At 61.3% G+C, this 22,711-nt stretch carries 21 protein-coding genes; 7 read left to right on the top strand and 14 right to left on the bottom strand.

Features of this window, described 5'->3' with window-relative positions; all coding sequences use genetic code 11:
* Positions 1 to 155: 155 nt before the first annotated feature.
* Entirely contained in the window at positions 156 to 1,673 is a 1,518-nt protein-coding gene (gene zwf, locus ACYU7Q_RS21355) for a glucose-6-phosphate dehydrogenase (RefSeq protein WP_460611487.1), read from the top strand.
* 2 nt (positions 1,674 to 1,675) lie between these two features.
* Positions 1,676 to 2,398: a 6-phosphogluconolactonase gene (gene pgl, locus ACYU7Q_RS21350; protein ID WP_460611486.1), complete on the top strand. Its 723-nt coding sequence runs from the start codon at positions 1,676 to 1,678 to the stop codon at positions 2,396 to 2,398.
* A 35-nt stretch (positions 2,399 to 2,433) separates the two neighbouring features.
* Here the strand turns inward: pgl and ACYU7Q_RS21345 are convergent, their stop codons facing one another.
* From ACYU7Q_RS21345 to purH, 8 genes are all read right to left on the bottom strand, one after another.
* Positions 2,434 to 3,306 carry an EamA family transporter gene (locus tag ACYU7Q_RS21345; RefSeq protein WP_460611485.1) on the bottom strand — a complete coding sequence of 291 codons (873 nt, stop codon included), beginning with the start codon at positions 3,304 to 3,306 and terminating at the stop codon, positions 2,434 to 2,436.
* Positions 3,306 to 4,055 (bottom strand): ribose-5-phosphate isomerase A, encoded by a 750-nt coding sequence (rpiA, locus tag ACYU7Q_RS21340; protein ID WP_460611484.1) that lies wholly within the window; start codon positions 4,053 to 4,055, stop codon positions 3,306 to 3,308. The genes ACYU7Q_RS21345 and rpiA overlap by 1 nt, the downstream gene beginning before the upstream one ends.
* Before the next feature lie 85 nt (positions 4,056 to 4,140).
* Positions 4,141 to 4,857 (bottom strand): SDR family oxidoreductase, encoded by a 717-nt coding sequence (locus tag ACYU7Q_RS21335; RefSeq protein ID WP_460611483.1) that lies wholly within the window; start codon positions 4,855 to 4,857, stop codon positions 4,141 to 4,143.
* 192 nt (positions 4,858 to 5,049) lie between these two features.
* Positions 5,050 to 6,909: a penicillin-binding protein 2 gene (mrdA, locus tag ACYU7Q_RS21330; protein WP_460611482.1), complete on the bottom strand. Its 1,860-nt coding sequence runs from the start codon at positions 6,907 to 6,909 to the stop codon at positions 5,050 to 5,052.
* Positions 6,910 to 6,982: 73 nt separating this feature from the next.
* The gene (locus ACYU7Q_RS21325; protein WP_460611481.1) at positions 6,983 to 7,510 is read right to left on the bottom strand and encodes a hypothetical protein; all 528 of its coding nucleotides are present in this window, start codon (positions 7,508 to 7,510) and stop codon (positions 6,983 to 6,985) included.
* The gene (mreC, locus tag ACYU7Q_RS21320) at positions 7,507 to 8,445 is read right to left on the bottom strand and encodes a rod shape-determining protein MreC (protein WP_460611480.1); all 939 of its coding nucleotides are present in this window, start codon (positions 8,443 to 8,445) and stop codon (positions 7,507 to 7,509) included. Before mreC ends, ACYU7Q_RS21325 begins: the two co-directional genes overlap by 4 nt.
* Before the next feature lie 89 nt (positions 8,446 to 8,534).
* Positions 8,535 to 9,560, bottom strand: coding sequence for a rod shape-determining protein (locus ACYU7Q_RS21315; protein WP_208177625.1), 1,026 nt, complete (start codon positions 9,558 to 9,560; stop codon positions 8,535 to 8,537).
* A 343-nt stretch (positions 9,561 to 9,903) separates the two neighbouring features.
* On the bottom strand, positions 9,904 to 11,439 hold the full coding sequence (purH, locus tag ACYU7Q_RS21310; RefSeq protein WP_460611479.1) for a bifunctional phosphoribosylaminoimidazolecarboxamide formyltransferase/IMP cyclohydrolase: 1,536 nt from the start codon (positions 11,437 to 11,439) through the stop codon (positions 9,904 to 9,906).
* 187 nt (positions 11,440 to 11,626) lie between these two features.
* On the opposite strand from purH, the gene ACYU7Q_RS21305 reads away from it, so the two are divergent.
* Genes ACYU7Q_RS21305 through ACYU7Q_RS21295 form a run of 3 tightly spaced genes read left to right on the top strand, consistent with a single transcriptional unit; the run spans position 11,627 to position 14,208 of the window.
* Positions 11,627 to 12,829, top strand: coding sequence for an acyl-CoA dehydrogenase family protein (locus ACYU7Q_RS21305; RefSeq protein ID WP_460611478.1), 1,203 nt, complete (start codon positions 11,627 to 11,629; stop codon positions 12,827 to 12,829).
* 42 nt (positions 12,830 to 12,871) lie between these two features.
* Positions 12,872 to 13,615 carry a PIG-L deacetylase family protein gene (locus ACYU7Q_RS21300; protein ID WP_460611477.1) on the top strand — a complete coding sequence of 248 codons (744 nt, stop codon included), beginning with the start codon at positions 12,872 to 12,874 and terminating at the stop codon, positions 13,613 to 13,615.
* Complete coding sequence (locus ACYU7Q_RS21295; RefSeq protein ID WP_460611476.1) at positions 13,612 to 14,208, top strand: class I SAM-dependent DNA methyltransferase; 597 nt, start codon at positions 13,612 to 13,614, stop codon at positions 14,206 to 14,208. Before ACYU7Q_RS21300 ends, ACYU7Q_RS21295 begins: the two co-directional genes overlap by 4 nt.
* Here the strand turns inward: ACYU7Q_RS21295 and ACYU7Q_RS21290 are convergent.
* From ACYU7Q_RS21290 to ACYU7Q_RS21275, 4 genes are all read right to left on the bottom strand, one after another.
* A complete protein-coding gene (locus ACYU7Q_RS21290) occupies positions 14,205 to 15,443 on the bottom strand; it encodes a glycosyltransferase family 2 protein (protein ID WP_460611475.1) in 1,239 nt (412 codons plus the stop codon). The two genes, ACYU7Q_RS21295 and ACYU7Q_RS21290, sit on opposite strands and share 4 nt — an antisense overlap.
* A gap of 211 nt (positions 15,444 to 15,654) precedes the next feature.
* Positions 15,655 to 16,899 (bottom strand): BamA/TamA family outer membrane protein, encoded by a 1,245-nt coding sequence (locus ACYU7Q_RS21285; protein ID WP_460611474.1) that lies wholly within the window; start codon positions 16,897 to 16,899, stop codon positions 15,655 to 15,657.
* 128 nt (positions 16,900 to 17,027) lie between these two features.
* Positions 17,028 to 17,348 (bottom strand): (2Fe-2S) ferredoxin domain-containing protein, encoded by a 321-nt coding sequence (locus tag ACYU7Q_RS21280; protein WP_460611473.1) that lies wholly within the window; start codon positions 17,346 to 17,348, stop codon positions 17,028 to 17,030.
* A gap of 28 nt (positions 17,349 to 17,376) precedes the next feature.
* On the bottom strand, positions 17,377 to 17,766 hold the full coding sequence (locus tag ACYU7Q_RS21275) for an ArsR/SmtB family transcription factor (RefSeq protein WP_460611472.1): 390 nt from the start codon (positions 17,764 to 17,766) through the stop codon (positions 17,377 to 17,379).
* A 102-nt stretch (positions 17,767 to 17,868) separates the two neighbouring features.
* Here ACYU7Q_RS21275 and ACYU7Q_RS21270 point away from each other — a divergent pair, with 102 nt between their 5' ends.
* Positions 17,869 to 18,558 carry a carboxypeptidase-like regulatory domain-containing protein gene (locus ACYU7Q_RS21270; RefSeq protein ID WP_460611471.1) on the top strand — a complete coding sequence of 230 codons (690 nt, stop codon included), beginning with the start codon at positions 17,869 to 17,871 and terminating at the stop codon, positions 18,556 to 18,558.
* Positions 18,559 to 18,647: 89 nt separating this feature from the next.
* Positions 18,648 to 20,021 carry an NAD(P)/FAD-dependent oxidoreductase gene (locus tag ACYU7Q_RS21265; protein ID WP_460611470.1) on the top strand — a complete coding sequence of 458 codons (1,374 nt, stop codon included), beginning with the start codon at positions 18,648 to 18,650 and terminating at the stop codon, positions 20,019 to 20,021.
* A 70-nt stretch (positions 20,022 to 20,091) separates the two neighbouring features.
* Here the strand turns inward: ACYU7Q_RS21265 and ACYU7Q_RS21260 are convergent, their stop codons facing one another.
* Positions 20,092 to 21,402 (bottom strand): M16 family metallopeptidase, encoded by a 1,311-nt coding sequence (locus tag ACYU7Q_RS21260; RefSeq protein ID WP_460611469.1) that lies wholly within the window; start codon positions 21,400 to 21,402, stop codon positions 20,092 to 20,094.
* Between the two features lie 68 nt (positions 21,403 to 21,470).
* Positions 21,471 to 22,694 carry a type IX secretion system outer membrane channel protein PorV gene (gene porV / locus ACYU7Q_RS21255; RefSeq protein ID WP_460611468.1) on the bottom strand — a complete coding sequence of 408 codons (1,224 nt, stop codon included), beginning with the start codon at positions 22,692 to 22,694 and terminating at the stop codon, positions 21,471 to 21,473.
* Between the last annotated feature and the right edge of the window lie 17 nt (positions 22,695 to 22,711).

Genomic DNA, 22,711 nt, shown 5'->3' with positions numbered 1-22,711 from the left:
TGTCATCCTGAGCGAAGCGAAGGACCTTGTCACGAAGAACAGTTGGCAGTAATCCAATCCGCGCAAACGTGATAAGGTCCTTCGCTCCGTTCAGGATGACAGGCTTTTCTCTTCCCACGCCTTACATCCCCGCCTAACACCCGCCGCTCCTCACCATGAATAATCACACCAACATCAAGCCCACGGTCTTCGTCATCTTCGGCGGCACCGGCGATTTGAACGCCCGCAAGCTCTCGCCGGCGCTGTATAACCTGTTTCTTGACGGCTGGCTGCCCGAGCAGTTTGCCATCATCGGCACGGGCCGCACCAAGCTCACCGACGAAGAGTTTCGCACCAAACTCCTGGCCGACCTCAACCAGTTTTCGCGCAGCGGCAAGGCCAAGAAAGAGTCCTGGGAGAAGTTTGCGCCGCACATTTTCTATCAGGTTTCCGACGTGAAAACGCCGGCGGCCTACGAGGAATTCGGCCAGCGCATCGCGGCTTTCGAGAAGGAATGGAAGGCGCCGGCCAACGTGATTTACTACCTGGCGGTAGCCCCGGAGTTCTTCCCCATCATCGCCACGGGCATTGCCCAGAGCCACAAGGAGGATGACCCCACGCGGGTGCGCATCGTGATTGAGAAGCCGTTTGGGCACGATTTGGAATCGGCCCGGGCGCTGAACAAGCTGCTGGCTCAACACTTTGAGGAGTGCCAGATTTACCGCATCGACCACTACCTGGGCAAGGAAACGGTGCAAAACATCATGGCCTTCCGCTTCGCCAACGCCATCATGGAGCCGCTCTGGAACCGCAACAGCATCGAGCACGTCCAGATTTCGGTGACCGAGCAGCTGGGCGTGGGCGAGCGCACCGGCTACTACGACGGCTCCGGCGCGCTGCGCGACATGATTCAGAACCACCTACTGCAGCTGCTGTGCCTGGTGGCCATGGAGCCGCCCGTGAATTTCACGGCCGACGAAGTGCGCAACCGCAAGGTGGACGTGCTGCGCGCCATGCGCCGCTTCACGCCCGAAGAAGTGCGCGAATCGGCGGTGCGCGGGCAGTACGGCGCGGGCTGGATTGAGGGCAAAGAAGTGCCCGGCTACCGCGAGGAAAAGGACGGCAACCCGACTTCCAACACCGAAACCTTCGCGGCGGTGAAGTTTTTCGTGGACAACTGGCGCTGGCAGGGCGTGCCGTTCTACGTGCGCACCGGCAAGCGGCTGCACCGCTCGGCCTCCATCATCAGCATCCAGTTCAAGGACGTGCCGCACGTCATCTTCCCGCCCGAAACGGGCGAGAGCTGGCAGCAGAACCGTCTCGTTATCAGTATTCAGCCCGAGATGAGCATCCGGCTGCAGGTGCAGGCCAAGCGCCCCGGCCTCGACATGATGCTCAACACCGTGGACATGGTGTTCGACTACCAGGGCACGTATGCGGCCGAAGCGCCCGAAGCCTACGAAACCCTGCTGCTCGACACCATGCTCGGCGACCAGACGCTGTTCATGCGCGGCGACCAGGTAGAGGAAGCCTGGGATTTGGTGATGCCCATACTCAACGCCTGGCAGGGCCGTGCCAGCCTGAACTTCCCCAACTACTCGGCTGACTCCTGGGGCCCGGAAGTGGCCGAGGCCCTCATTGCCCGCGACGGCTTCCACTGGTTCACTCTGCCCCTCAACGGCAAAAAGAAATAGCCATGCCGCAGCACGTTTTCGCTTCAGTGGACGAGGTTTTGCACCGTCTGGCTGACTTTTTTGTGGAGCAGGCCCGGCAAGCCGTGGCGGCGCGGGGCCGGTTTTCGGTGGCCCTGTCCGGCGGCAGTTCGCCTAAGAAATTGTACGAGCTGCTGGCCTCGCCCGCCTACCGCGAGCGGGTGCCGTGGGCCAAGACGTTCTTCTTTTTCGGCGATGAGCGCAACGTGCCGCCCACCGATGCCCAGAGCAACTACCTCATGGCCAAAACAGCCTTGCTGGCCCCGCTGGACATTGCCGACGACCAAATTTTTGCCGTAAATACCCTGCTGCCGCCCGCCGAGGCGGCGCAGGCCTACACCCAAACCATCAACAAGTTTTTTGGGGCCCAAACGGCACAGTTTGATTTGGTTCTGCTGGGCTTGGGCGATAATTCCCACACGGCGTCGCTGTTCCCGCACACAGATGTGCTCCATGCCACTACGGCCGATGTGCAAGCGGTTTTCGTGGCCGAAGTCGATGCCTACCGCATCACGCTCACGGCTCCGCTCATCAACCAGGCCCGCGCCGTGGCTTTTCTGGTTTTTGGGGCCGATAAGGCGGCAGCCGTGCGGCGAGTGCTGTTGGGCGAGCGGAACATCGAGGAATATCCGGCGCAGCTCATCGCCCCGACTGCGGGCGAAGCAGACTGGTTTATGGATGAGGCAGCGGCAAAGGAGTTGCGGTAGTGAGCCGTAGCGCGAACTTTTAGTTCGCGCTACGGCTAGTCGCCCACCATGGCCGGCCCGTCGCGACGGGCCGTGAGCGTGGCGCCCACGCTGGCCACCACAATGAACCCCACAGCCAGCCATTGGCCAAAGAGCAGCCGCTCGCCCAGCAGCAACCAGCCGGAGATGGCCGCCGCCACCGGCTCCAGGCTCATCAGAATGCTGAATGTGCGCGTGGGCAAGGTGCGCAGCGCCTGCATCTCCAGCGAAAACGGCAGCACGCTGGAAAATAGCGCCAGCAGCCCGCCCAGCAGCAACAGATGCGGCGTGAGCCCCAGCAAGCTGCCGCTGGCCACGCCAAAAGGCAACACCGGCAACGCCGCAAACAACATCCCGATGGCCACCGCCTGCTGGCCCGGCAGCACCGCCGCCGTGCGCTGCCCCAGCACAATGTACACCGCCCAGCACCCGCCGGCTGCCAGCGCAAAGGCCAACCCCAGCAAGTCAACGCCCTGGCCGTGCCACGGCGCAATCAGCGCGATGCCTGCGGCAGCCAGCAGCGCCCACACTGCATCGCCCCAGCGGCGCGAACTTATCAGTGCAAGCCCCAGTGGCCCCACAAACTCCAGTGTGACGGCCAGCCCGAGCGGAATACGCGCCAACGCACAGTAGAACAGAAAGTTCATCAGGCCCAGCGCCAGGCCGTAGGGCACTACCGCCCGCCACTGCGCCGACCGCAGTTGCCCCAGTTTCGGGCGAACCACCAGCAACAATATCAGCGCCGACAGCCCAATGCGCATGCTGGTGGTGCCCGCTGCGCCCAGCAGCGGAAACAGGCCTTTGGCAATGGCCGCCCCGCCCTGCACGCTCACAATGGAGAGTAGCACGGCCGGCACCGCCGGAAGCGTAAATCGACCGGAATCAGGCATTACGGGAGGGTCGAAAACGCAGCGGCCGGCACCGCCGTCTGGCCCGGGCGCAACACCTGCACTTCGCCGCCCTGCACGATAATAGCGGCCTTCGCCAAGCCCAGAAACAGGCCGTGCTCCACCATGCCGGGCATGGTTTTCAGCTGGCGGGCTAGTTCGGCCGGGTTTTCAATTTTTTCAAAATGGCAGTCCAATAGCAGGTTGCCTTGGTCGGACTGGGCCAGCTCGTCGGGGTTCAGCTTATCTACCCGCACCACAGGCGCGCCGCCAAGAGATTCCACCGCATCCATCACCCAGGGCAGGGCGAAAGGCACCACTTCCAGTGGCAGCGGAAACCGGCCCAGCTGCGTTACGGCCTTCGAGGAATCGGCAACGATGAGCAGATAATCCGAGGCCGTGGCAATGACTTTTTCGCGTAGCAAAGCTCCTCCCCCGCCTTTGATAAGCTGTAACTGTGGGTCGAGCTCGTCGGCCCCGTCCACGGTCAGGTCGAAGCGCAGGCCGCGGCGGGGCTCCAACATCGGAACGCCCACGCGACGCGCCAGTTCGTCGCTGGCCCGCGAGGTGGCCGTGGCCTGAATGCGTAGTCCCTCCTCGCGCACCCGCTGGCCGAGCAGCTCAATAAATGGCGCGGCCGTGCTGCCGGTGCCCAGCCCTACCACCATACCATCGCGCACCCAGCGGGCGGCGGTGGCGGCAACGAGTTGTTTTTCCTGAGCGAGCTGTAACTGAATTTCGGGGCTTGGCATAAGGGTTCGGAGCGTTTGATTACAATGAAAAACGCCCTCGCAGCATTGCTGCGAGGGCGCTTCGCCAACAATTCAATGCCCGAAATTACGGGTTTGTCGACCACATGCCGGCCTCTTTGATGAAAATGCGACGGTTTAGCTTCAGCTGCGCTACGATGAATTCGGCCAAATCCTCGGGCTGCATCACCTTCTCGGGGTTGCCGTCGGTGAGCTTATTTTCGAGGGCCAGCGGCGTGGCCACGGTGCTGGGCGTGAGCGCCGACACGCGGATATTGTGCTTGCGCACCTCCTGCATAAGGGCTTCGGTGAGGCCCAGCACAGCAAATTTCGAGGCGCTGTAGGCGCTGCTTCCAGCGGCGGCCCGCTGCCCCGAAGTCGACGAAATATTGATAATATCGCCGGTCTGGCGCGCAATCATCACCGGCAGCACGGCGCGGGTCACGTAGTAGGTGCCCAGCACGTTCACCTGAATGATGTGTTCCCACTGCTCGGGCTCCATCTCCAGAAATTTGGCAAAGGAGCCAATGCCCGCGTTGTTGATGAGAATATCAATGGGGCCGAGCTCTTCGTGGATTTTGGCCACGGCAAGGTTGACGGCGGTACGGTCGGCCACATCGGCCACGGCGGTAATGACGGTGCCGCCAGCAGCAATGATTTCGGCGGCTACTTCCAGCAGGTCGCTTTCGGTGCGGGCCAGCAGGCCCACTTGCACGCCTTCGGCAGCCAGGGCCAGGGCCACTGAACGGCCAATTCCTTTGCCCGCGCCGGTGACGAGGGCGACTTTTCCTTGCAGGGATTCCATATGAGTTGAAATGTTGATTGGGGAGGTGCTACAACCCGGAAAGGGGTGAAAGGTTGGCATTCTCATCGTAAATGCTGACCGTCATGCAGAGCGTAGCGAAGCATCTTTATCGAGGCAGTAAATCAAATTACTATTGCGGTAAAGATGCTTCGCTACGCTCTGCATGACGGTCATATGGCATCTGATGCGGCCTTACATCCCGTGCAGGTGTTTGGTGAAGTCGCCGTACATCACCCAGTCCTCCCAGCGCTTGCGGTGCGGGGCCACTTTGCCGCGCAGGTATTTCTCAATCATCAACCCCGCGGCCGGCGCCGCGCTGGTGCCCCCGAAACCACTGTTTTCGATGAACACGGCAATAGCAATTTTGGGGTCCTGCACCGGGGCGAAGGCGGCGAAGGTGGCGTGGTCGAAGCCGTGGGGGTTTTGCACGGTACCGGTTTTGCCGGCCATCGTGATGCCGTATTGCGAGAGCGAGGCCAGGTTGCCGGTGCCGCCGTTGCCGTCCACCACCATCTCCATGCCGGGAATGATGTACTTGAACAGCGCCGTATCCACGGCCGTGTAGTGCTTCTGCTGGAACTCCGGCAGCGGCCCGCCGTTGCCGATGCCGCGCACGAAATGCGGCGTGTAGTACCAGCCCCGGTTGGCAATGGTGGCCAGCACGTTGGCCATTTGCAGGCCGGTAATGCCAATTTCACCCTGCCCGATGCTGAGCGAATACACGTTGCGGAAGCTCCAGCGGTGCTGGCGGTTTTCCTTTTTGTTGAAAAACTTGTGGTCGTAAAACTCCGGCGACGGTATCAGGCCGCGCTTTTCCTGGCTCATGTCCACGCCCAGCTTTTCGCCCAGGCCGAAGGACTTCACCATTTTCTGCCACTGCGCCAGCCCAATGTGGGCATCGGCATACTTATTCGGGGCCTGCCCGCGCTGCACTACCGCCCGCAGCACCTGGTAGAAATAAGGATTGCAGCTGTTTTTGATGGCAATGCTCACGTTGGCCGGGTACTCGTGGCGGTGCGTGCAGCGCACCAGCTTCTGGTTGCACTCGAAGCCGGTGCTGGGCTGCACCACGCCCAACTGCAAGGCCACCAGCTCATTCACCAGCTTGAAAACTGAGCCGGGCGGGTACGTCGCCATCAGCGGCCGGTCAAACAGCGGCCGGTCGGGGTTGTTGAGCAGGGCCATGTAGCGGTTGCCCGAGCCCTTGCCTGTGAGCAGTTTGGGGTCGTAGTGCGGGGCCGACACGAAGGCCAGAATCTCGCCTGTCTTGGGGTCGATGGCCACGATGGAGCCGCGCCGCCCCGCCAACAATTGCTCGCCGTAGGCCTGCAATTCCGCATCAATGCTCAGGTGCAGGTCCTGCCCGGCTACGGAAAGCGTATCGAATTCCCCGCCCCGGAACTTGCCTTTCTCGATGCCGCGCACGTTCACCATCTTGTATTGCACGCCGCGCCGGCCCATCAGCGTTTGCTCGTAGTAAGATTCTAGGCCCGAAATCCCCACGTTTTCGCCGGGCTGGTACTTGGCGTACTTGGGTTTTTCGAGAAAAGCCGGGGTGATGGCCCCCACGTAGCCCAGTGCGTGGGCCAGATTGGGCGTGCGGTAAGCCCGCGCCATGCGCGTCTGGGTCCGAAAGCCCGGGAAGTCGCCCAGTTTGTCCAGAATAACGGCCAAATCGGCCGTCGTTAAGTTTTGCAGGATGGGCGACGCTTTCACGCGCGAATACTTTTTGGCTGCTATCAGGCTGGCGCGCAGGTCCTCCAGCGGTATTTGCAGCAGCTCGGCGAAGCGCAGCGTATCGAGGTTCTTCACCTCGCGGGGCACCACCATCAGGTCGTACACCGGCGTGTTCTGCACCAGCGGCACGTTTTTGCGGTCGTAAATCAGCCCGCGGTACGGCGTCTGCACCAGGCGCTGCAGGGTGTTTTTGTCAGCGGCCAGCTTGTACGTGCCGTCCAGCACCTGCATAAAAAACAGGCGGATGAGGAAGATGAGCGCCACCACCAGAAAGATGCCCTGCACAACGTACTTACGCCCTTCGAGGTACTGCATTTTTATATTCGAATAACTTTTAAACCGGTCGTGCTGAGCGCAGTCGAAGCACGACCGGTTTGTAATTCTATCATTAGCTCCTCCCCCTGCGCACCGGGAAGAATAATAGCTGCACAATCAACAGCGAAAGGCCGGTAAAGAGTGCGCTCACCAGCATTTTCCCCAGCGTGGTGCCGAAGTGCCGGAAGCTGCCCAGCTCCAACAGGAAAAACGCGGCGTGGTGCAGCAGCACCAGCAGCGTCAGGTATACGCCAAACCACTGCCAGCCCATCTGGTGCACATTCACCGAGTCGGCGCTGTCGTAGCCGTCGCGCGGGGTGAGCAGGCGCAGCACCCACGGCCGCAAAAAGCCCAATAGCACCGCCGCCGCCGCGTGCAACCCGCCCGTATCATAAAAAATATCCATGGTAAGCCCCATGCCGAAAGCCAGCAGCAGCTGCACCACAATGGGCGTAGCCAATGGCAAAAACAACAGGAAGCCCAGGTAGAAAAAGCACCACCCCAAATCAAACAGCACCAGCCGGCTGATGAGCATGATGTGCACGCCCGCATACAGCAGAAAGCGCAGCACCTGCACAAAAATGAACCGTAGGCCGCTCATGGACGCGCCCCTCCTTTCGGCAGGATGCCCGTGTGGGCTTCCAGGGTATCGCGCTCGGGCTTGTTGCGGTTGGTCACGATGTACACGTAGGTCAGGTTGGCAAAATTGACGCCCAGCTTCACCCGGATGGTCCAGAAATTCTTGTCCGGCTCTTTCACGAAGGACTCGATGGTGCCAATAAAAATCCCCTCGGGAAATACCGAGTTGTAGCTCGACGTCACCACCGTGTCGCCTTTCACCAGCTTGGTTTCGCGCAGCACGTTATCCAGCAGGGCATGCGTAGGGTCATCGCCCTGCCACTTGATGGTGCCAAATGTGCCATCACGCTTGATTTTGGAGGCAATGCGGGTTTGCGAATGCAGCAGGCTCGTAACGGTGGCGTAGTGCTGGCTCACCACTTTCACCCGGCCTACCACGCCGCCGGCCGCAATCACGCCCTTGCCGGGGACCACGCCATCGGCGCTGCCCACATTCAGGGTGAGGTAGTTATCCACATTGTGCAGCATGTTGTTGATAACGCGGGCCGGGATTAGCGGATAACTTGGGTCGCGGGCCGGTACGCGCTGCTGCCCAAGCAGCAGGGTATCGGGCTTGGTAGCCGGCCGCCGGTAACGCACGCGCTTCAGGGAGTCGGTGCGCGCCGGCGGCAAAGCCACCGAATCGGCCTCGCGGCGCACCGAGTCGGCCGGATACAACTGCTGGCGGAGCGCAGCATTTTCGGCGGCCAGCTGTTGGTTCATTTCGGCCAGATGGAAGTAATCCAGAATCTGGGTGCGGCGGGCCAGCACCGTGCCCGCATAGGTATTCGCCGAATTAAAAAACGCCGCCCGCTGATACGAATTACTGGTAATAAATAAATACAGACTTATTATTTCCAATAAGCCAAATACCAGCGCCCCGCGGAAGCGAAATAGGAAAAGAAATAAATTCCGCACGGGGATATTCTAATTAAGAATGAAGAATGAGGAACGAAGAATTACCCATTAGCAATTCTCCATTCCTCATTCTTCATTCCTCATTCAACTTAAGTGAGAAGTACGCCTTTGAAAGCCTGAATGTCCTTGATGGCCTTGCCCGTACCGCGCACCACGGCGCGCAGCGGGTCTTCGGCAATGTGAATGGGCAATTTGGTTTTGGCGGCCAAGCGCTTGTCCAAACCGCGCAACAACGCACCGCCGCCGGTGAGGTGAATGCCGTTTTCGTAAATATCGGCCGACAATTCGGGCGGCGAAATTTCGAGGGCTTTCAATACCGCTTCTTCAATTTTTGCCACCGATTTATCGAGGGCAATAGCAATTTCCGAGAACGTTACTTTGATAACTTTCGGAATGCCCGTCATCAGGTCGCGGCCGCGCACTTCGTGGTCGGGCGGCGGCACGTCGAGTTCGGTAAGCGCCGCGCCCACTTCAATCTTGATGCGCTCGGCCGAGCGCTCGCCGATGAGCAGGTTGTGCTGCCGGCGCATGTAGTCGAGGATGTCCTGGTTGAAGACGTCGCCGGCCGTTTTAATGGACTGGTCGCACACAATGCCCGACAGCGCAATCACCGCGATTTCCGTGGTGCCGCCTCCGATGTCGATAATCATCGAGCCCACGGGTTGCTCCACGTCGATGCCGATGCCGATGGCGGCGGCCATGGGCTCCTGAATCATCCACACTTCCTTGGCGCCGGCGTGCTCAGCGGAGTCGCGCACGGCACGTTTCTCTACTTCGGTGATGCCCGAGGGGATGCAGATGACCATGCGGTGCGAGGGCTGAAACAGCCGGTTGCGCGTGTCAATCATCTTAATCATGCCCTTAATCATTTCCTCGGCGGCGTGGAAATCGGCAATTACGCCATCCTTCAGCGGGCGGATGGTGCGGATGTTGTCGTGCGTTTTTTCGTGCATCTGCTGGGCCTGGCGGCCCACGGCGATGACTTTATTGGTGGTACGGTCTTTAGCGATGATGCTCGGCTCGTCCACCACGATTTTGTCGTTGTGGATGATGAGCGTATTGGCCGTACCCAGGTCGATGGCGATGTCGCTGGTTAGGAAATTAAAGAAACCCATTGAGTTAGCTGCAATAAGGCGGAGCCCGGTTATAGGGTCGAGCAGAATAATGCGCAAAGGTACGGAAGGTTTGCGCGGGCATGGTGAACGGATTTATGGCATTTGTAGAAATGAGTCTCCCGTCATTACGAAGGGAGTGCAGCGCGCAACGCGGCAACCGAAGGTCAGCGTAGCGAATCTGTCCTCACATGGTGTCAACTTTGAATTGTGATAAACTTTTCTCTGAGCGCAAAAAGCCCCGGCAACGTTGCGGTCGCCGGGGCTTTTCACATTTAGCAGGACGAATTAGCTACGCTGACCTTCGGTTGCCGCGTTGTGCTGTGCTCGCAATGGCAAGCGAGAACTAGTGCTTAAAATGCCGCACCCCCGTGAGCACCATGGCCATGCCCAACTCATCTGCGGCTTTGATGCTGTCCGCATCTTTGATGGAGCCGCCGGGCTGCACCACGGCGCGAATGCCGGCCGCGCCGGCAATTTCTACGCAGTCGGGGAAGGGGAAGAAGGCATCGGAAGCCATCACGGCGCCGTGCAGGTCGAAGCCGAAGGCGCGGGCCTTCTCGATGGCCTGGCGCAGGGCGTCGACGCGGCTGGTCTGGCCAACGCCGGAGGCTAGTAGCTGGCCGGCGCGGGCCAGCACAATGGTATTGCTCTTGGTGTGCTTGCAGATTTTACCGGCGAAAACCAGGGCCTCCGTTTCCTCTTCGGTCGGGGCCGACTGGGTCACGGTACGGAAATCGGCGGCCGTTTCGGTCTGGCGGTCGGCGTCCTGCTCGATGATGCCATTGAGCAGGGTTTTTACCTGTTTCTTCGGAAACTCAACGGGCTTTTGCAGCAGCAGAATGCGGTTTTTCTTGCTCTGGAGCACGGGCAGTGCTTCGGCGGCGAAGCCGGGCGCAATCAGGACTTCGAAGAACAGTTGGTTGAGCTCGGCGGCGGTGGCCGCGTCCACTTCCTTGTTCACGATGATAACGCCGCCGAAAGCGGACGTCGGGTCGCAGCTCAGGGCGTTCACGTAGGCCTCGCGCAGGGTAGCGGCCTGGGCCACGCCACAGGCATTGGTGTGCTTGAGGATGGCGCAGGCAGGCTCGCCGTCGGTGAATTCGGCCATGAGGGCAACGGCGGCGTCCACGTCTACCAGGTTGTTGTAGCTCAGCTGCTTGCCGTGAAGCTGGTCGAAGAGCGCAGTCAGGTCGCCGTAGAAGGTAGCGGCTTGGTGCGGGTTTTCGCCGTAGCGCAGCGGCGTGGCGGGCTGGGCGCTGATGCGCAGGGCGGTACCGGCTACGGCAGTGCCCTGGCTCATGTATTGAAAAATCTCGGTATCGTAGTGCGAAGTGGTGGCGAAGGCAGCGGCGGCGTAGTGGCGACGGTCTTCGAGGTCGGTAGTGCCGTTTTTGGCGGTGAGCAGCTCGGTTACGGCCGCGTACTGGTCGCGGCTGCTGATTACCAGCACGTCGCGGAAGTTTTTGGCAGCGGCGCGCAGCAATGAAATGCCGCCGATGTCAATTTTCTCGATAACGTCTTGTTCCTCGGCGCCGCTGGCCACGGTTTCTTCAAAGGGATACAAGTCGACCACCACCAAATCGATGGGCGGGATGCCGTGCTGCTCGGCCTGGGCGAGGTCGCTGGTGTCGTGGCGGCGGTGCAGGATGCCGCCAAAGACCTTGGGATGCAGCGTTTTCACGCGGCCGCCAAACACTTCGGGAAATCCGGTAAGGTCTTCTACGGCGGTTACTTCGGCTCCTTCATCTTCGAGAAATTTCTGGGTTCCTCCGGTGGAATACAGCGTGACGCCATGCTGGCGCAAAACCTGCACCAGCGGAGCCAGCCGGTCTTTGTGATACACGGAAAGCAACGCGGCGCGAATGGGACGGGACGACATAAAACGGGCGAAAAAGCTGGGCACAATTGCCGCCACGAAGGTACGCCCGGGCTTAGCCAACTGCCCTTGGGCAGTGTTACCGAATTATTACCACCTCACCGAAAGCCGGCCTTGCGCGGTTAAGCCGAACACTACGCCGCCATGTGATGTATGTACATAAACCACGTCGCATTCTTCATTTCAGTACATGCCAATCAATGTTTCCCCTTTGCCGGCGGCCAAGCCCAGGCCGGCTGCCGACCCTATCTTTTCCCCGGAAATACTTGAGGCGGCCCTGGCTCCGGCGCAGGCCGAAACAGCTGCGGCGGAGCTTGCGCCCCGCTTATTTGCCCAAGCCGCCGCCACCGATGTAGAAGGCGGCTTCCCTACCCAGGAATTTGAATGGCTGCACGCGGCGGGACTGCTCACGGCGGCGCTTCCAGCGGCTTTGGGCGGGGCGGGGCTGCACCGGCCGGCGGCCACGCTGGCGCTGCTGCGGGTGTTGCAACACGTGGGGCGGGGCAATCTGGCGGTGGGGCGGGTGTACGAAGGCCATCTAAACGCCCTGCTGCTTATTCAGAAGCTAGCCACGGCGGAACAAGTGGCCCGCTATGCCGCAGATGCCCGCGCCGGCCACTTATTCGGCGTGTGGAATACCGAAAACCCGGCCGACGGGGTACACCTGGAGGCCTTGCCCAACGGGCGCTACCGCCTGCGCGGGGCTAAGACTTTTGCCTCCGGCGCGGGCCATCTGGCACGGCCGCTCATCACCGGGGCGCTGCCCGATGGGCAGGGCTGGCAGTTGTTTGTGCTGCCGGCCGATGCGCAGCCGCCGGCATTGGACCGCTCGTTTTGGCAGCCGCTCGGCATGCGGGCCACGGCGAGCTTCCGAGCCGATTTGACCGGGCTGGAAATCGGGCCGGATGACCTTATTGGTCCGCCCAACGCCTATTACCAGCAACCAGCTTTCAGCGGCGGCGCCATCCGGTTTGCGGCCGTGCAGTTGGGCGGCGCCGAAGCTGTTTTCGATGAAACCGTGGGCTTCCTGCGCGGCCTGGGCCGCACCGACGACCCCTACCAGCGCCAGCGCCTCGGCGAAATGTCCATTCTGCTGGAAAGCGGCCGCCAGTGGCTGCGCGGGGCCGCCGAAAATGCCGCGCGTGCTGGTGCGACGGTCCCAGCGGGCGCCGAAACCACCGTGGCCTACGCCAACATGATGCGCACCGCCATCGAAACCATCAGCCTGGAAGTACTGCGCCTGGCTGAGCGCTGCGTCGGGGCCCGGGGCCTGCTGCGCCCCCAGCCCTTCGAGCGCCTGCACCGCGACCTTACCCACTACCTCCGGCAGCCCGCGCCCGATGGCGCACTGGCCGACGTGGGACGCTTCGTGCTCGAAGGCAAAACGTTTTAGTTATGCGTATTCGCTATTAGGTAGTTATCAGAACTTTTGAGTGTGCTTCCATTCTCCAAATACCCGATGCAGCCGGCCGGTTTTGCCGCATCTCTGGGTTCTACCGTAGTCATTGCCCCGCATCCCGATGATGAAGCGTTGGGCTGCGGGGGACTATTGGCCTTGTTACGCCAGGCCCGGCAGCCCGTGGCAGCGGTGCTGGTGAGCGACGGCACCATGTCGCACCCCAACTCGGCGCAGTTTTCGGCGGCGGCACGGCAGGCCGTGCGAGAGGCGGAGTTTCGCCATGCCCTCACCATTTTGGGGGCGGCTGAAACCGAGCCGCTCCTGCTGGGCCTGCCCGACAGCCGCGTGCCTGATAAGGCATCCGAGCCCGGCTTCACCGAAGCGGTGGCGCAGCTGCGGGCCTTTCTGGAGCACCAACAGGCCACCACCGTGCTGGTGCCCTGGCGGCGCGACCCGCACCCCGACCACCGCGCCACCGCCCGACTGGTGCAAGCCGCCTTGGCCGGCATGCCGCGCCCACCGCGCCGCCTAGAATACGTAGTATGGGCTTGGGAACGCGCCGCGCCGGATGACCTGCCCACGGCGGCCGATGCCGTGCGAGGCTTCCGGGTGGACGTTGCGGCAGGCCTGCGCCAAAAGCAGCGGGCCATTGCAGCACACCGCTCGCAGGTAGCGCCCGGCGTATTCACCGACGATGCCGAAGGGTTTTTATTGTCGGCAGAAATGCTGGCGCATTTTGCCGGGTCGTACGAAGTTTATTTTGAAGCGCTTGAATCATGAACCAGAACCAGCCCAATACCCTGCCGCCGGAATATTTCGACCACGTGTACCAAGCCAACCGCGACCCGTGGAATTTCGAAACCAGCCCATATGAGCGGGAAAAATACGCCGCCACGCTGGCCGCCCTGCCCCACCCGCACTACGCCGAGGTGTTTGAAATTGGCTGTTCGCTGGGGGTGCTCACCGCGCAGCTGGCTTCGCGCTGTGGCCACTTGCTGGCTGTGGATGTGAGCGAGGCCGCCCTGGCCCAGGCGCGGGCGCGGTGTGCAGACTTGCCCCAGGTTGAAATCCGGCAACTGCAGGTACCCGAGGAATTCCCTAGTCAGTCGTTCGATTTAATCGTGCTTTCGGAGGTCGGCTACTATTGGTCGCCGGCCGACCTGGCCCGCGCGGCCGACCTGTTCGTAGCCGGCTTGAACCCTGGTGGTCAGCTATTGCTGGTGCACTGGACGCCGCCCGTGCACGACTACCCGCTGACCGGCGATGACGTGCACGAATTCTTCTTGGCCAAAACCACTGAGAATGGCCCGCTGCGCCACCTCGGCGGCCAGCGGCACGAAACCTACCGGCTCGACTTGCTGGAAAAGCGCTAGCCCACCGGCTGCCACTCCGCCGCCACACCGCTCCGAATGAGGCGGGGCAGCACCAGCAGCGCCTGCGACAGCGGCACCAAATTCGTAAGCAGATTGGGACTGTGTGCCAGTGCCCACTCCCACAGTGCCCCGAAGGTAGCCGACCGCTGCATCTGGGCCAGCACCGTGGCCACGGGCAGGCCCAACCGGGCGATAGTAGCGTCCGGCTCGGCTCCCGGGCTACCGGCCCAGCAGGCGCGCAGCTGGCGGCGCAGCTGCCATCGCCGCATCAGCTGCACGGGGTTTTCGACGTGCGGCTCGCGCTGCTGCTGGCTCATGTGCAGCCACTGACTCAGTTGCCACGACAAGCCCACTTCTACCCGGCCCTGGCGGCGGGCCGAGGTGATAACGTGCACCCGTGGGCTGTGGCGCAGCACCAAATCGTGTCGCCGCAGCTCCTGACACAGGGCTTCATCTTCCAGAAAACGCACTTCGGGCAGGCCGCCCACCCGACGGTAGGCCTGGGCCGTGAGCGCCAGACTGGCTCCAAAATGCTGATGGTGCCGGGGCCAGCGGTCCAATGGCACCGGGTCAATCAGGTCTTCGAGGCGGGCGCAGAGCAGGCGGTAGGCCGCATCGCGCACCTGAATGCGTTGGAGCGCCGCCGGTCCGGCGTCTTTATCACAGGTGAAAATCCGGCCGCCTACGGCATCGGCCCCGGTCGCTATTTCGGCCTGAATGGCGGCCAGCCAGGTGGGCGCCACCTGGGTATCAGCATCGGTGCTGGCAATGATGCCGGCGGGCTGGCCCACCTGCTCCAGCCGGGCGCAGGCCTCGTCCATCAGCAGGCGGCGGGCGCGGCCTACGTGCGCAGCGTCACCTTTCAGGCACAGCTCGGTCAAGTGCACTACCAGTTCGGGAAACCGCTGGGCCTGACGGCGCACCACGGCCGCAGTCGCATCCCGGCAATTATTAGCCAATACAATGACCTCAAAACTATCAAACGGTAGCGGCTGGCCATGTTCGGTAACCTGGGCGGCCAGGGCAGCCAGGGCAGCGGGCAGCGTCGCCGCTTCGTCTTTGGCCGGAATGATGACGCTGATGCGCAGGCCGGCACGGGGCGGCGGTAGCTGCCGGCGCAGGCGCGCCGCGCAATGGTCTGGCGGCGGCGCAGGCTGCCTTAGCAATAAGGAAATGGGTGCGGCAGCCGTGGCCTCGTGGGCCGCTAAAAAGCGTGCGGGAATGGCGTGGTCCATCGGGCGGGTGTACGCCGGGCAGCGCGAAAGGATAACGCTCAGCTTACGCTCCACTATACCAATGCAACCGCTGGCAGGACCATTATAGCAGTAAAATCCATATAATCACCACCCTAGCAATGGTATCTATTCGGATTAAAATCCGCTTGGTTGCTATATAAAAAAGCCTCTCCTGAATTCAGAAGAGGCTTTTTATAGAAATACGTAGTGCTTAGAAGGCCTCGCCGATGGCAAACAGAATGCCCGGCGAGCTGCCAGTACCAGCGGCGTAGTCGAGGCGCAGGTTCACGCGGTCTCGGCGGATGAAGTTGAAGCGGATGCCTGCGCCGCCGGCGTACTTGGTATCGCTGAGGCTGAACTTGTCGATGTACTGGTTCACGTTGCCCACGCCGCCAAATATGGCCCCATCGATGCGCCAGAACAGTTTCTGACGAATTTCAGCCTGGAACATAATCATCTGACGGTCGCGGAAGCGTTGCTCGTAGATGCCACGCAGCAGGTTGGCGTTGTTGTAGAGCGTGCCGCCGAGGTTGGCACCCAGGCCGGCCAGCTCGCGGAACGGTACATCGCCGGTGTGGAACTGCCCAAGGAACTGCGCAGCCAGAATGGTGCGGTTGGAGCCAAGGGGCTGGAAGTGACGGGCATCGAGCTGGTAGCGCACAAAGCGGTAGTCCGAACCCAGACCCGTGCCATTGAACGTAGCCCCAAAATCAAGCAAATTGCCGTGGAAAGCGGCGAGCGGCACATCGCGCGTGTCGTAGGTAATGACCGGGCCGAGGCCCGAAATCTGCGTATTCTGCCGCTCGCGGGCCGTCATACGCCCCTCGTTGTAGAATATACTGGGCGATTTACCATCGGTGGTCGTGGCCGGGCCGCTTACGTCCGTGATTTTGGTGAAGCGGTACTGCGCGCCAAAAAATAGCTTGGGCGCAATCTGCATCTGAATCCGCTGATTGATAATGAACAGCTTGTAGTCGGTTTCCGACTCATTGGCGCTGGTAGCACCAGGGCCCTTGCCGTAGTAATACAGCAGAATATCGTAGGCGCTGATTTCGCCATTGAGGTAGAATTTCTCGCCCGGCGTGTACACCGAGTGCACCAGCTGAATGAGCGACTGCCCCTCGGTGGTGGTCCAGTACTGTAGCCGGGCGTTGGAGGGCCGGGTGAGGGTATCGGCTGAGAACCGGCCGCTCAACAGCGCGCCCAAGCCGTAGCCGAGGCCGGTTTCAGCCTGGTAAAACAGCACTGGAATAGGCAACAGGCTCAGATTCCCATTTTTACCCAACTGGCCGAAGGACTTCGTGCTGCGAACCTGCTGGCCCGCCAGTGGCACGAGGCCAACGCTACGAGGTGCGGCCGGGGGCGTGGTATAAACCGAATCGGGGGGGGCAGCCGGCTGGGCGGCGGCAGAGAAGCTCAGCCCGGTGAGGACCAGGGCTGCGAGAGAAAAACGCATGGGAGCGAGGATGAAAAGCAAATGAGTTGCCCTATCAACGGATTATGCAGCTCTACGGTTGGCACCGTCCCCCGCCGGTCCGGCCAAAGGTGTTTTCTTCCCCGCGAATGCGGGCTTTTACCCGCCTACTAGTCGCGCAGCAGCAGGCGCTCCACCACCTGCCCGAGGCCCAGGTGCCGGGCCACCAGCTCGGCGGCGTCGGCGGGCCGCACTTTGCCATAGGCTGTGTTTTCGGGATATATGATGAGGGCTGCGCCAGGGCCTTTTTTGCAATGTTTGCAGAGGTCGAGGCAGTTGCAGGTTTGCACCCGCACGCGTTCCCGCGTCTCGCCGGTGAGCAGCTTTTTCAGGCCCTGAATCTTGAGCTCTTTTTTCAGAGCCTTGGCCACGTCCTCCCCCACCCCGGACTTCTGATTGGTGCACACAAAAAGGCGGCGAACGGTGCTCATGAGTGAAAGGAAGCGGTGCGGCTGAAGCTTAGGCGGGGCCGTGCCAGTGGCGGTTTTGGAGCTTATACGCAGCCAGCTCGCGGTTCGACCACAGGGTTTGGTACACTTGCTGGTCGTGCAGCAGCTGCGGGTCTTTTTCCATGAAGGCCAGCAACTGCTGGAGCAGTTCGGCCGTCTCTTCTTTCAGGAAGTAGTACATCCAGTTGTCGAGCCGGCGTACGTTCACCAAACCTGCATTCTTTAAGTACGATAATTGCCGGCTGGTTTTGGTCTGGGTAAAATCCAGCACCTGTTCCAGGTCGGCCACCACCATTTCGCGGTTGCGCCACAGCAGATGCAGGATGCGCACCCGGCTTTCGTCGCCCAGGGATTTAAAAAGTTGTTGACCAAAAGCAACCGTGAAATGTTTCAAGCGCATCTGCTGTCTGGGAAGCGGGAAGTTCGTCCGTCGTTCTTTCTACCCAAAGTTACCATCGGCCCCGAACGTGGTACCGTATATTTGTTCTTCCGCTATCTGAATATGCCTGATTCCTTGCGCCTTCGTCGCTTTTCCTTCTTTCTGGCCGCCGCCCTGCTGGTGCTGCTGCTGGCCACGCCGGGTGCGCACGCCCAGGGCAAGCGCAAGGTGATTCAGTTCACCGGCATTGTGGCCACCGGCGACAGCCTGTTGGGCGTGCCCGGCGCTACCATCTACGTGCCCAAAGCGGGCCGGGGCACGGCCTCGAACATCTACGGCTACTTCTCAATGGCCGTGCTGGCCGGCGACAGCATCGTGATTCGCTCGCTGGGCTACGCCAACCAAACCATCGTCATCCCGAAGGACTTCCAGCGCCAGAGCTACTCCGTCATCGTGCAGCTCAAGGAAGATGCCACCGTGCTGCCCGAGGTACGCGTGTTTCCTTACACCACCGAGCGCGACTTCAAAAAGGCCTTCCTGGCTCTGCGCCTGCCCACCGAGCGCGGCAGCGCCGCGGCCGACAATTTAAATCAGGAGCTGATGAACCGGATTTTCCGGACCCAGCCCATGGGCGCGGTGGCCAACTTCCGCCAGACCATGAGCAACCAGCAGCTCGACTATGACCGCCACATGGGCATGGCGCCCAACCAGTACTCTAACAACCCGCTGCTCAACCCCTTCAGCTGGCTCCAGCTTATTCAGCAGGTGAAAAAAGGCGAGTTTAAGAAGAAGAACACCGACGACGACTATTAAGCTTGGCCGGAGCGGCAATAATAGTTGGGGCGCGGCAACCTGGGCCCGCATTTTCCGGTTTACCAAGGGTTTGACCTTCGCTCAACTCTATGGATACCAACCTCCCTGTTTCAGATAAGCCGCGCGCAGTTATCGTCGGCTGCGGCTTTGGCGGCCTGCGCTTGGCCCAGGCCCTGCGCAAAGCGCCGGTGCAGGTCGTCGTCGTCGACCGCAACAACTACCACAACTTCCAGCCGCTGCTGTACCAGGTAGCTACCGGCGCTTTGGAAGCCGACAGCATTGCTTACCCCATTCGGAAGATTTTTGCAGGGCAGACCAACTTCTTCTACCGCATGGCCGACGTGCAGCGCGTAGACCCGTCCACCAATACGCTGATAACCAGTGTAGGGCACATTCATTATGACTACCTGGTGCTGGCCACGGGCTCGCTCACCAATTTCTTCGGGCTGGAGAGCATTGAGCGCAATGCGATGCAAATCAAGAGCATCCCGAATGCGCTGAACCTGCGCAGCTTCATTTTCCAGAATTTCGAGAAAGCCCTGCTCACCAGCGACCCCGCCGCAAAGCAGGCGCTGCTGAACATCGTGGTGGTGGGCGGCGGCCCCACGGGCGTGGAAATCAGCGGCTCGCTGGCCGAAATGCGCAAGCACGTGCTGCCCAAAGACTACCCGGAGCTGGATTTGCAGGCCATGCAGATTTTCCTGGTAGAGGCCGGGCCGGCGCTGCTCGGGCCGATGTCGCCGGCTTCGCAGGCCGATGCCAAGCGCTACATGGACGGCCTGGGCGTGCTGGTGCGGCTCAACACATCCATCAAGCGCTACGAGGATGGCAAGGCGTATTTTTCTGACACGGAGTTTATCCCAACCGAAAACCTGGTATGGGCCGCCGGCGTGAACGGCGCCGAAGTGCCCGGCCTGCCCGCTGAAGCCGTGACCCGTAACAAGCGCATCACGGTGAATAGCTGGAACCTGGTGCAGGGCCAGTCCAACATCTTCGCCATCGGCGACGTGGCCAACATGGTGACCGCCGACATGCCCAAGGGCCTGCCCATGCTCGCGCCCGTGGCCCAGCAGCATGCCGACCACCTGGCCGCCAACCTCCAGCGTTTGCTACGCGGCGAAACGCCCCGCGGCTTCGTGTACAACAACAAGGGCTCGATGGCCATCGTGAGCCGCAACAAAGCCGTAGTCGACCTGCCCAAGAACATCCACTTCAACGGTTTCTTCGGCTGGCTTACCTGGTTGTTTGTGCACCTGATGACGCTGGTCGGCTTCCGCAACAAAGTAGTGGCCTTCGTGGACTGGGCCTTCAGCTACTTCAACTCCGACCAGGCCCTGCGGCTTATCATCCGGCCCTTCAGCCGCCGGGACGTGAAGGACGACCAAGGCAAGAAAAGCGCGGAGCACCGCACCGCGACCACGGAGTACAATGCCACACCGCCCGCCATTCAGGAGCCGGCGTAGCATATCCCCATAAAGAGTACGGCCCCGAACAAACTGTTCGGGGCCGTACTCTTTATAGTTTGGGCTGAAATCAAGCCTCGGCCGGACCGGCAATGACCACCTGCATGGCCTCCGGCGCGAAGTAGGCACGGGCCAGGGCTTGCAGCGTTTGGGCATCGGCGGTTTCGACCTGCTGCACGAACTGGGTGTAGTAATCGGCGGGCAGGTTCAGGAACACGAGGGTTTTGTACTTGTCGCACTGCTCGAAAACGGTGGACAGCTCGTTGGCGAACTTGCCCAGAATGTAGTTTTTCACCGTTTCCAATTCCTCTTCCGGAATCAGCTCTTCCTGCAGGCGGCGCAGTTCCAGCACAATTTCACTCACCGCGAAGTCGGCGCTTTCGCCCTTCACATCGGTGCCGATGACCAGCGACGTGCCGAACTCGCGCGGGGCCACGCTGGCGTAGATGCCGTAGGTCAGGCCCTTGTCTTCGCGGATGTTGCGCATCAGGCGCGAGCCAAAGTAACCGCCGAACACGTTCACCAGCAGTTTGAGGCGGTGCGTGTCGGGGTGCGTGGGGGCAGGCCAAAGGCGGCCCATCCGGATGGACGCCTGCAAGCTGCCAGCCACGGCCACCCGGTCGGGCAGCGTAGAGATGATGGGCTCGTCGACGGCCGGCGCGGCAGCCGGGGGTACATCGGCAGCGGGAGCCGTGCCAAAGGCAGCGGCTACCAGCTCCTGCTCGGCCGCCACGTCGCCGCAGAGGAAGATTTCAGCATTGCCGAACGAATACATCGCCTGATGAAAAACCTGGGCTTCAGCCGCTGTCAGGGCCTGGTAAGCCTCGGCATCGAAGGGCCGGCCGTAGGCCGTGTGGGCGCCAAACAGCAATTCATTGAACCGCTCAGATGCCAGGAAGCTGGTCTTTTTGCGCTCAACGCGCACGTTTTGAATGGTGCGGGTTTTGAGCTGCTCCAGCTCGGCCGCCGGGAAGGCGGGGTTGCTCAGCACGTCAATCACGAGGGGCAACAGCGTGGGCAGGTGCCGCGTGAGGCAGTAGAGCGTGAGGGTGGAACGGTCGAAACCGGAGTCGCACTCCAGCGACGCGCCGTAGAAAGCCACTTCGTCGGCAATCTGGTGGGCGGTGCGGGTGGTGGTGCCCTCCAGCAGCATGCGGGCCGTGAGGGAGGCCAGGCCGGGGCGATTCTCGGCCAGCTTGCCAGCCCGAAACACGGCTTGCAGGCGCACCACGGGCTGGGCGTCGTTGGCCAGCACGTGCAGGCGGGCGCCGCTGGGCAGCGTGCGCACATCGGCATCGGGCAGCGTGACGCGGGCCAGCGGCTGAACGGGAGGAGCTACGGTACGGTCGAGCACCGAAGCAGAAATCGAGGAAGTAGGCATATGCAATAATAACAAACTCCCCTTCTCGGCCGAGAAGGGGAGCTGTGCGATAACTAGAAAAACGCAGGTTAGTTCGAAGGCGTTTCGCCGCTGGTGCCACCGGCCCCGTTCTCGTCGAATGCTTCAGACAGCTTGTTCAGGTTGAAGTGCAGCGACACCCGGATGGTTTGGGCCAGGGGGTTGGCTTGGCTGTTCTGGCCAGTGGGTACCAGGTAAGTACCGTCGATGCCGAATACCTGGTAGCGCACGCCCAGGCCCAGGCTCACGTACTGGCGGCCGCCCTTCTCGGGGTTTTCGTAGAAATAGCCACCGCGGGCGTACAGCAGGTCGTTGTAGTTGTACTCCAGGCCGGTTGAGAGGTTGATTTCGCGCAGCTCTTCTTTGAAGCCCCCCGGTGCATCGCTGAACGAGTTGAAGATGCCGCTCACAATGTTTTGGTTGTTGCGACGGGTATTTTCATCCACGATGTCTTGCCGGTTATTCGGCACGCCATCAATGTAATACGGCGAAGGCACGAGCAGCTTACTGGCATCGAAAGTGACCGTAATTTTATTGTACTGGTCAATCTCGCGGGTGACGGCCGTTCCCAGTCTCAGCATGGTGGGCAGGAAGCTGGGATTGAGCGGGTCGCGGTAGGTCATCTTGTTGCCGATGTTGGTTATCGAAGCCCCAAATGCCAGGTTATAGATGCCGGTGCCAATGGTGGCATCCTTAGAGTAATACGCACCCAAGTCCACGGCAGCGGCATTGCCCGACTGCGCATCGTTGTTTGCGTACGCCCCCACCAAGTTCGAGCGGATGTAGCGCGCCGAAGCGCCCACCCCGAAATTGTTGGTGAGTTGCAGGCCATACGAAACGGCCAAGGCGTATTCTTTGGGATTAAAGCTGCCCAGGCTGTGGTTGCCGGCATCGGTGTAGTCGATGCTCCCCAAATCGAAGTACATCAGCGAAGCGCCGAAGGCGGAGCGTTTGCCCACCTTGGCGTAGCCCGACAGATACGACAGGCTCATGTCGTCGGTGATGTTGCGCAACCAGGGCGAGTACGACAGCGAAGCCGCGTACTTATACTGCACAAAGCCCAGCTTGCCCGGGTTGAAATACGCCGAGTTGGCATCGGGCGAGGTCGCCACACCAGCTTCGCCCAGCGCCGATGACCGCGAATCGGGGCTGAGGGTCAGAATGGGCACGGCCGTGGTGATGGTGTGGGGGGTAGTCTGGCCCTGAGCAGTAGCTGCTACGGCCACCAAACCGGCGGCAAGCGCCATGCGCGAACGAAAGAAAAGAGGCTGCATAGAGGGGGAAAAAGGGG

The sequence above is a fragment of the Hymenobacter terrigena genome, assembly GCF_054776515.1.
The sequence above is the reverse complement of the archived record's forward strand: the minus strand, read 5'-3'. Positions and strand labels throughout refer to the sequence as shown.

Coding starts and splice junctions, on each gene's coding strand:
- mrdA (WP_460611482.1), bottom strand. CDS start 6,909: ATGCAGTACCTCGAAGGGCGTAAGTACGTTGTGCAGGGCATCTTTCTG.
- porV (WP_460611468.1), bottom strand. CDS start 22,694: ATGCAGCCTCTTTTCTTTCGTTCGCGCATGGCGCTTGCCGCCGGTTTG.
- zwf (WP_460611487.1), top strand. CDS start 156: ATGAATAATCACACCAACATCAAGCCCACGGTCTTCGTCATCTTCGGC.
- ACYU7Q_RS21285 (WP_460611474.1), bottom strand. CDS start 16,899: ATGCGTTTTTCTCTCGCAGCCCTGGTCCTCACCGGGCTGAGCTTCTCT.
- rpiA (WP_460611484.1), bottom strand. CDS start 4,055: ATGCCAAGCCCCGAAATTCAGTTACAGCTCGCTCAGGAAAAACAACTC.
- ACYU7Q_RS21345 (WP_460611485.1), bottom strand. CDS start 3,306: ATGCCTGATTCCGGTCGATTTACGCTTCCGGCGGTGCCGGCCGTGCTA.
- ACYU7Q_RS21270 (WP_460611471.1), top strand. CDS start 17,869: ATGCCTGATTCCTTGCGCCTTCGTCGCTTTTCCTTCTTTCTGGCCGCC.
- ACYU7Q_RS21335 (WP_460611483.1), bottom strand. CDS start 4,857: ATGGAATCCCTGCAAGGAAAAGTCGCCCTCGTCACCGGCGCGGGCAAA.
- ACYU7Q_RS21315 (WP_208177625.1), bottom strand. CDS start 9,560: ATGGGTTTCTTTAATTTCCTAACCAGCGACATCGCCATCGACCTGGGT.
- ACYU7Q_RS21290 (WP_460611475.1), bottom strand. CDS start 15,443: ATGGACCACGCCATTCCCGCACGCTTTTTAGCGGCCCACGAGGCCACG.
- ACYU7Q_RS21295 (WP_460611476.1), top strand. CDS start 13,612: ATGAACCAGAACCAGCCCAATACCCTGCCGCCGGAATATTTCGACCAC.
- purH (WP_460611479.1), bottom strand. CDS start 11,439: ATGTCGTCCCGTCCCATTCGCGCCGCGTTGCTTTCCGTGTATCACAAA.
- ACYU7Q_RS21280 (WP_460611473.1), bottom strand. CDS start 17,348: ATGAGCACCGTTCGCCGCCTTTTTGTGTGCACCAATCAGAAGTCCGGG.
- ACYU7Q_RS21325 (WP_460611481.1), bottom strand. CDS start 7,510: ATGAGCGGCCTACGGTTCATTTTTGTGCAGGTGCTGCGCTTTCTGCTG.
- ACYU7Q_RS21275 (WP_460611472.1), bottom strand. CDS start 17,766: ATGCGCTTGAAACATTTCACGGTTGCTTTTGGTCAACAACTTTTTAAA.
- ACYU7Q_RS21260 (WP_460611469.1), bottom strand. CDS start 21,402: ATGCCTACTTCCTCGATTTCTGCTTCGGTGCTCGACCGTACCGTAGCT.
- pgl (WP_460611486.1), top strand. CDS start 1,676: ATGCCGCAGCACGTTTTCGCTTCAGTGGACGAGGTTTTGCACCGTCTG.
- ACYU7Q_RS21305 (WP_460611478.1), top strand. CDS start 11,627: ATGCCAATCAATGTTTCCCCTTTGCCGGCGGCCAAGCCCAGGCCGGCT.
- ACYU7Q_RS21265 (WP_460611470.1), top strand. CDS start 18,648: ATGGATACCAACCTCCCTGTTTCAGATAAGCCGCGCGCAGTTATCGTC.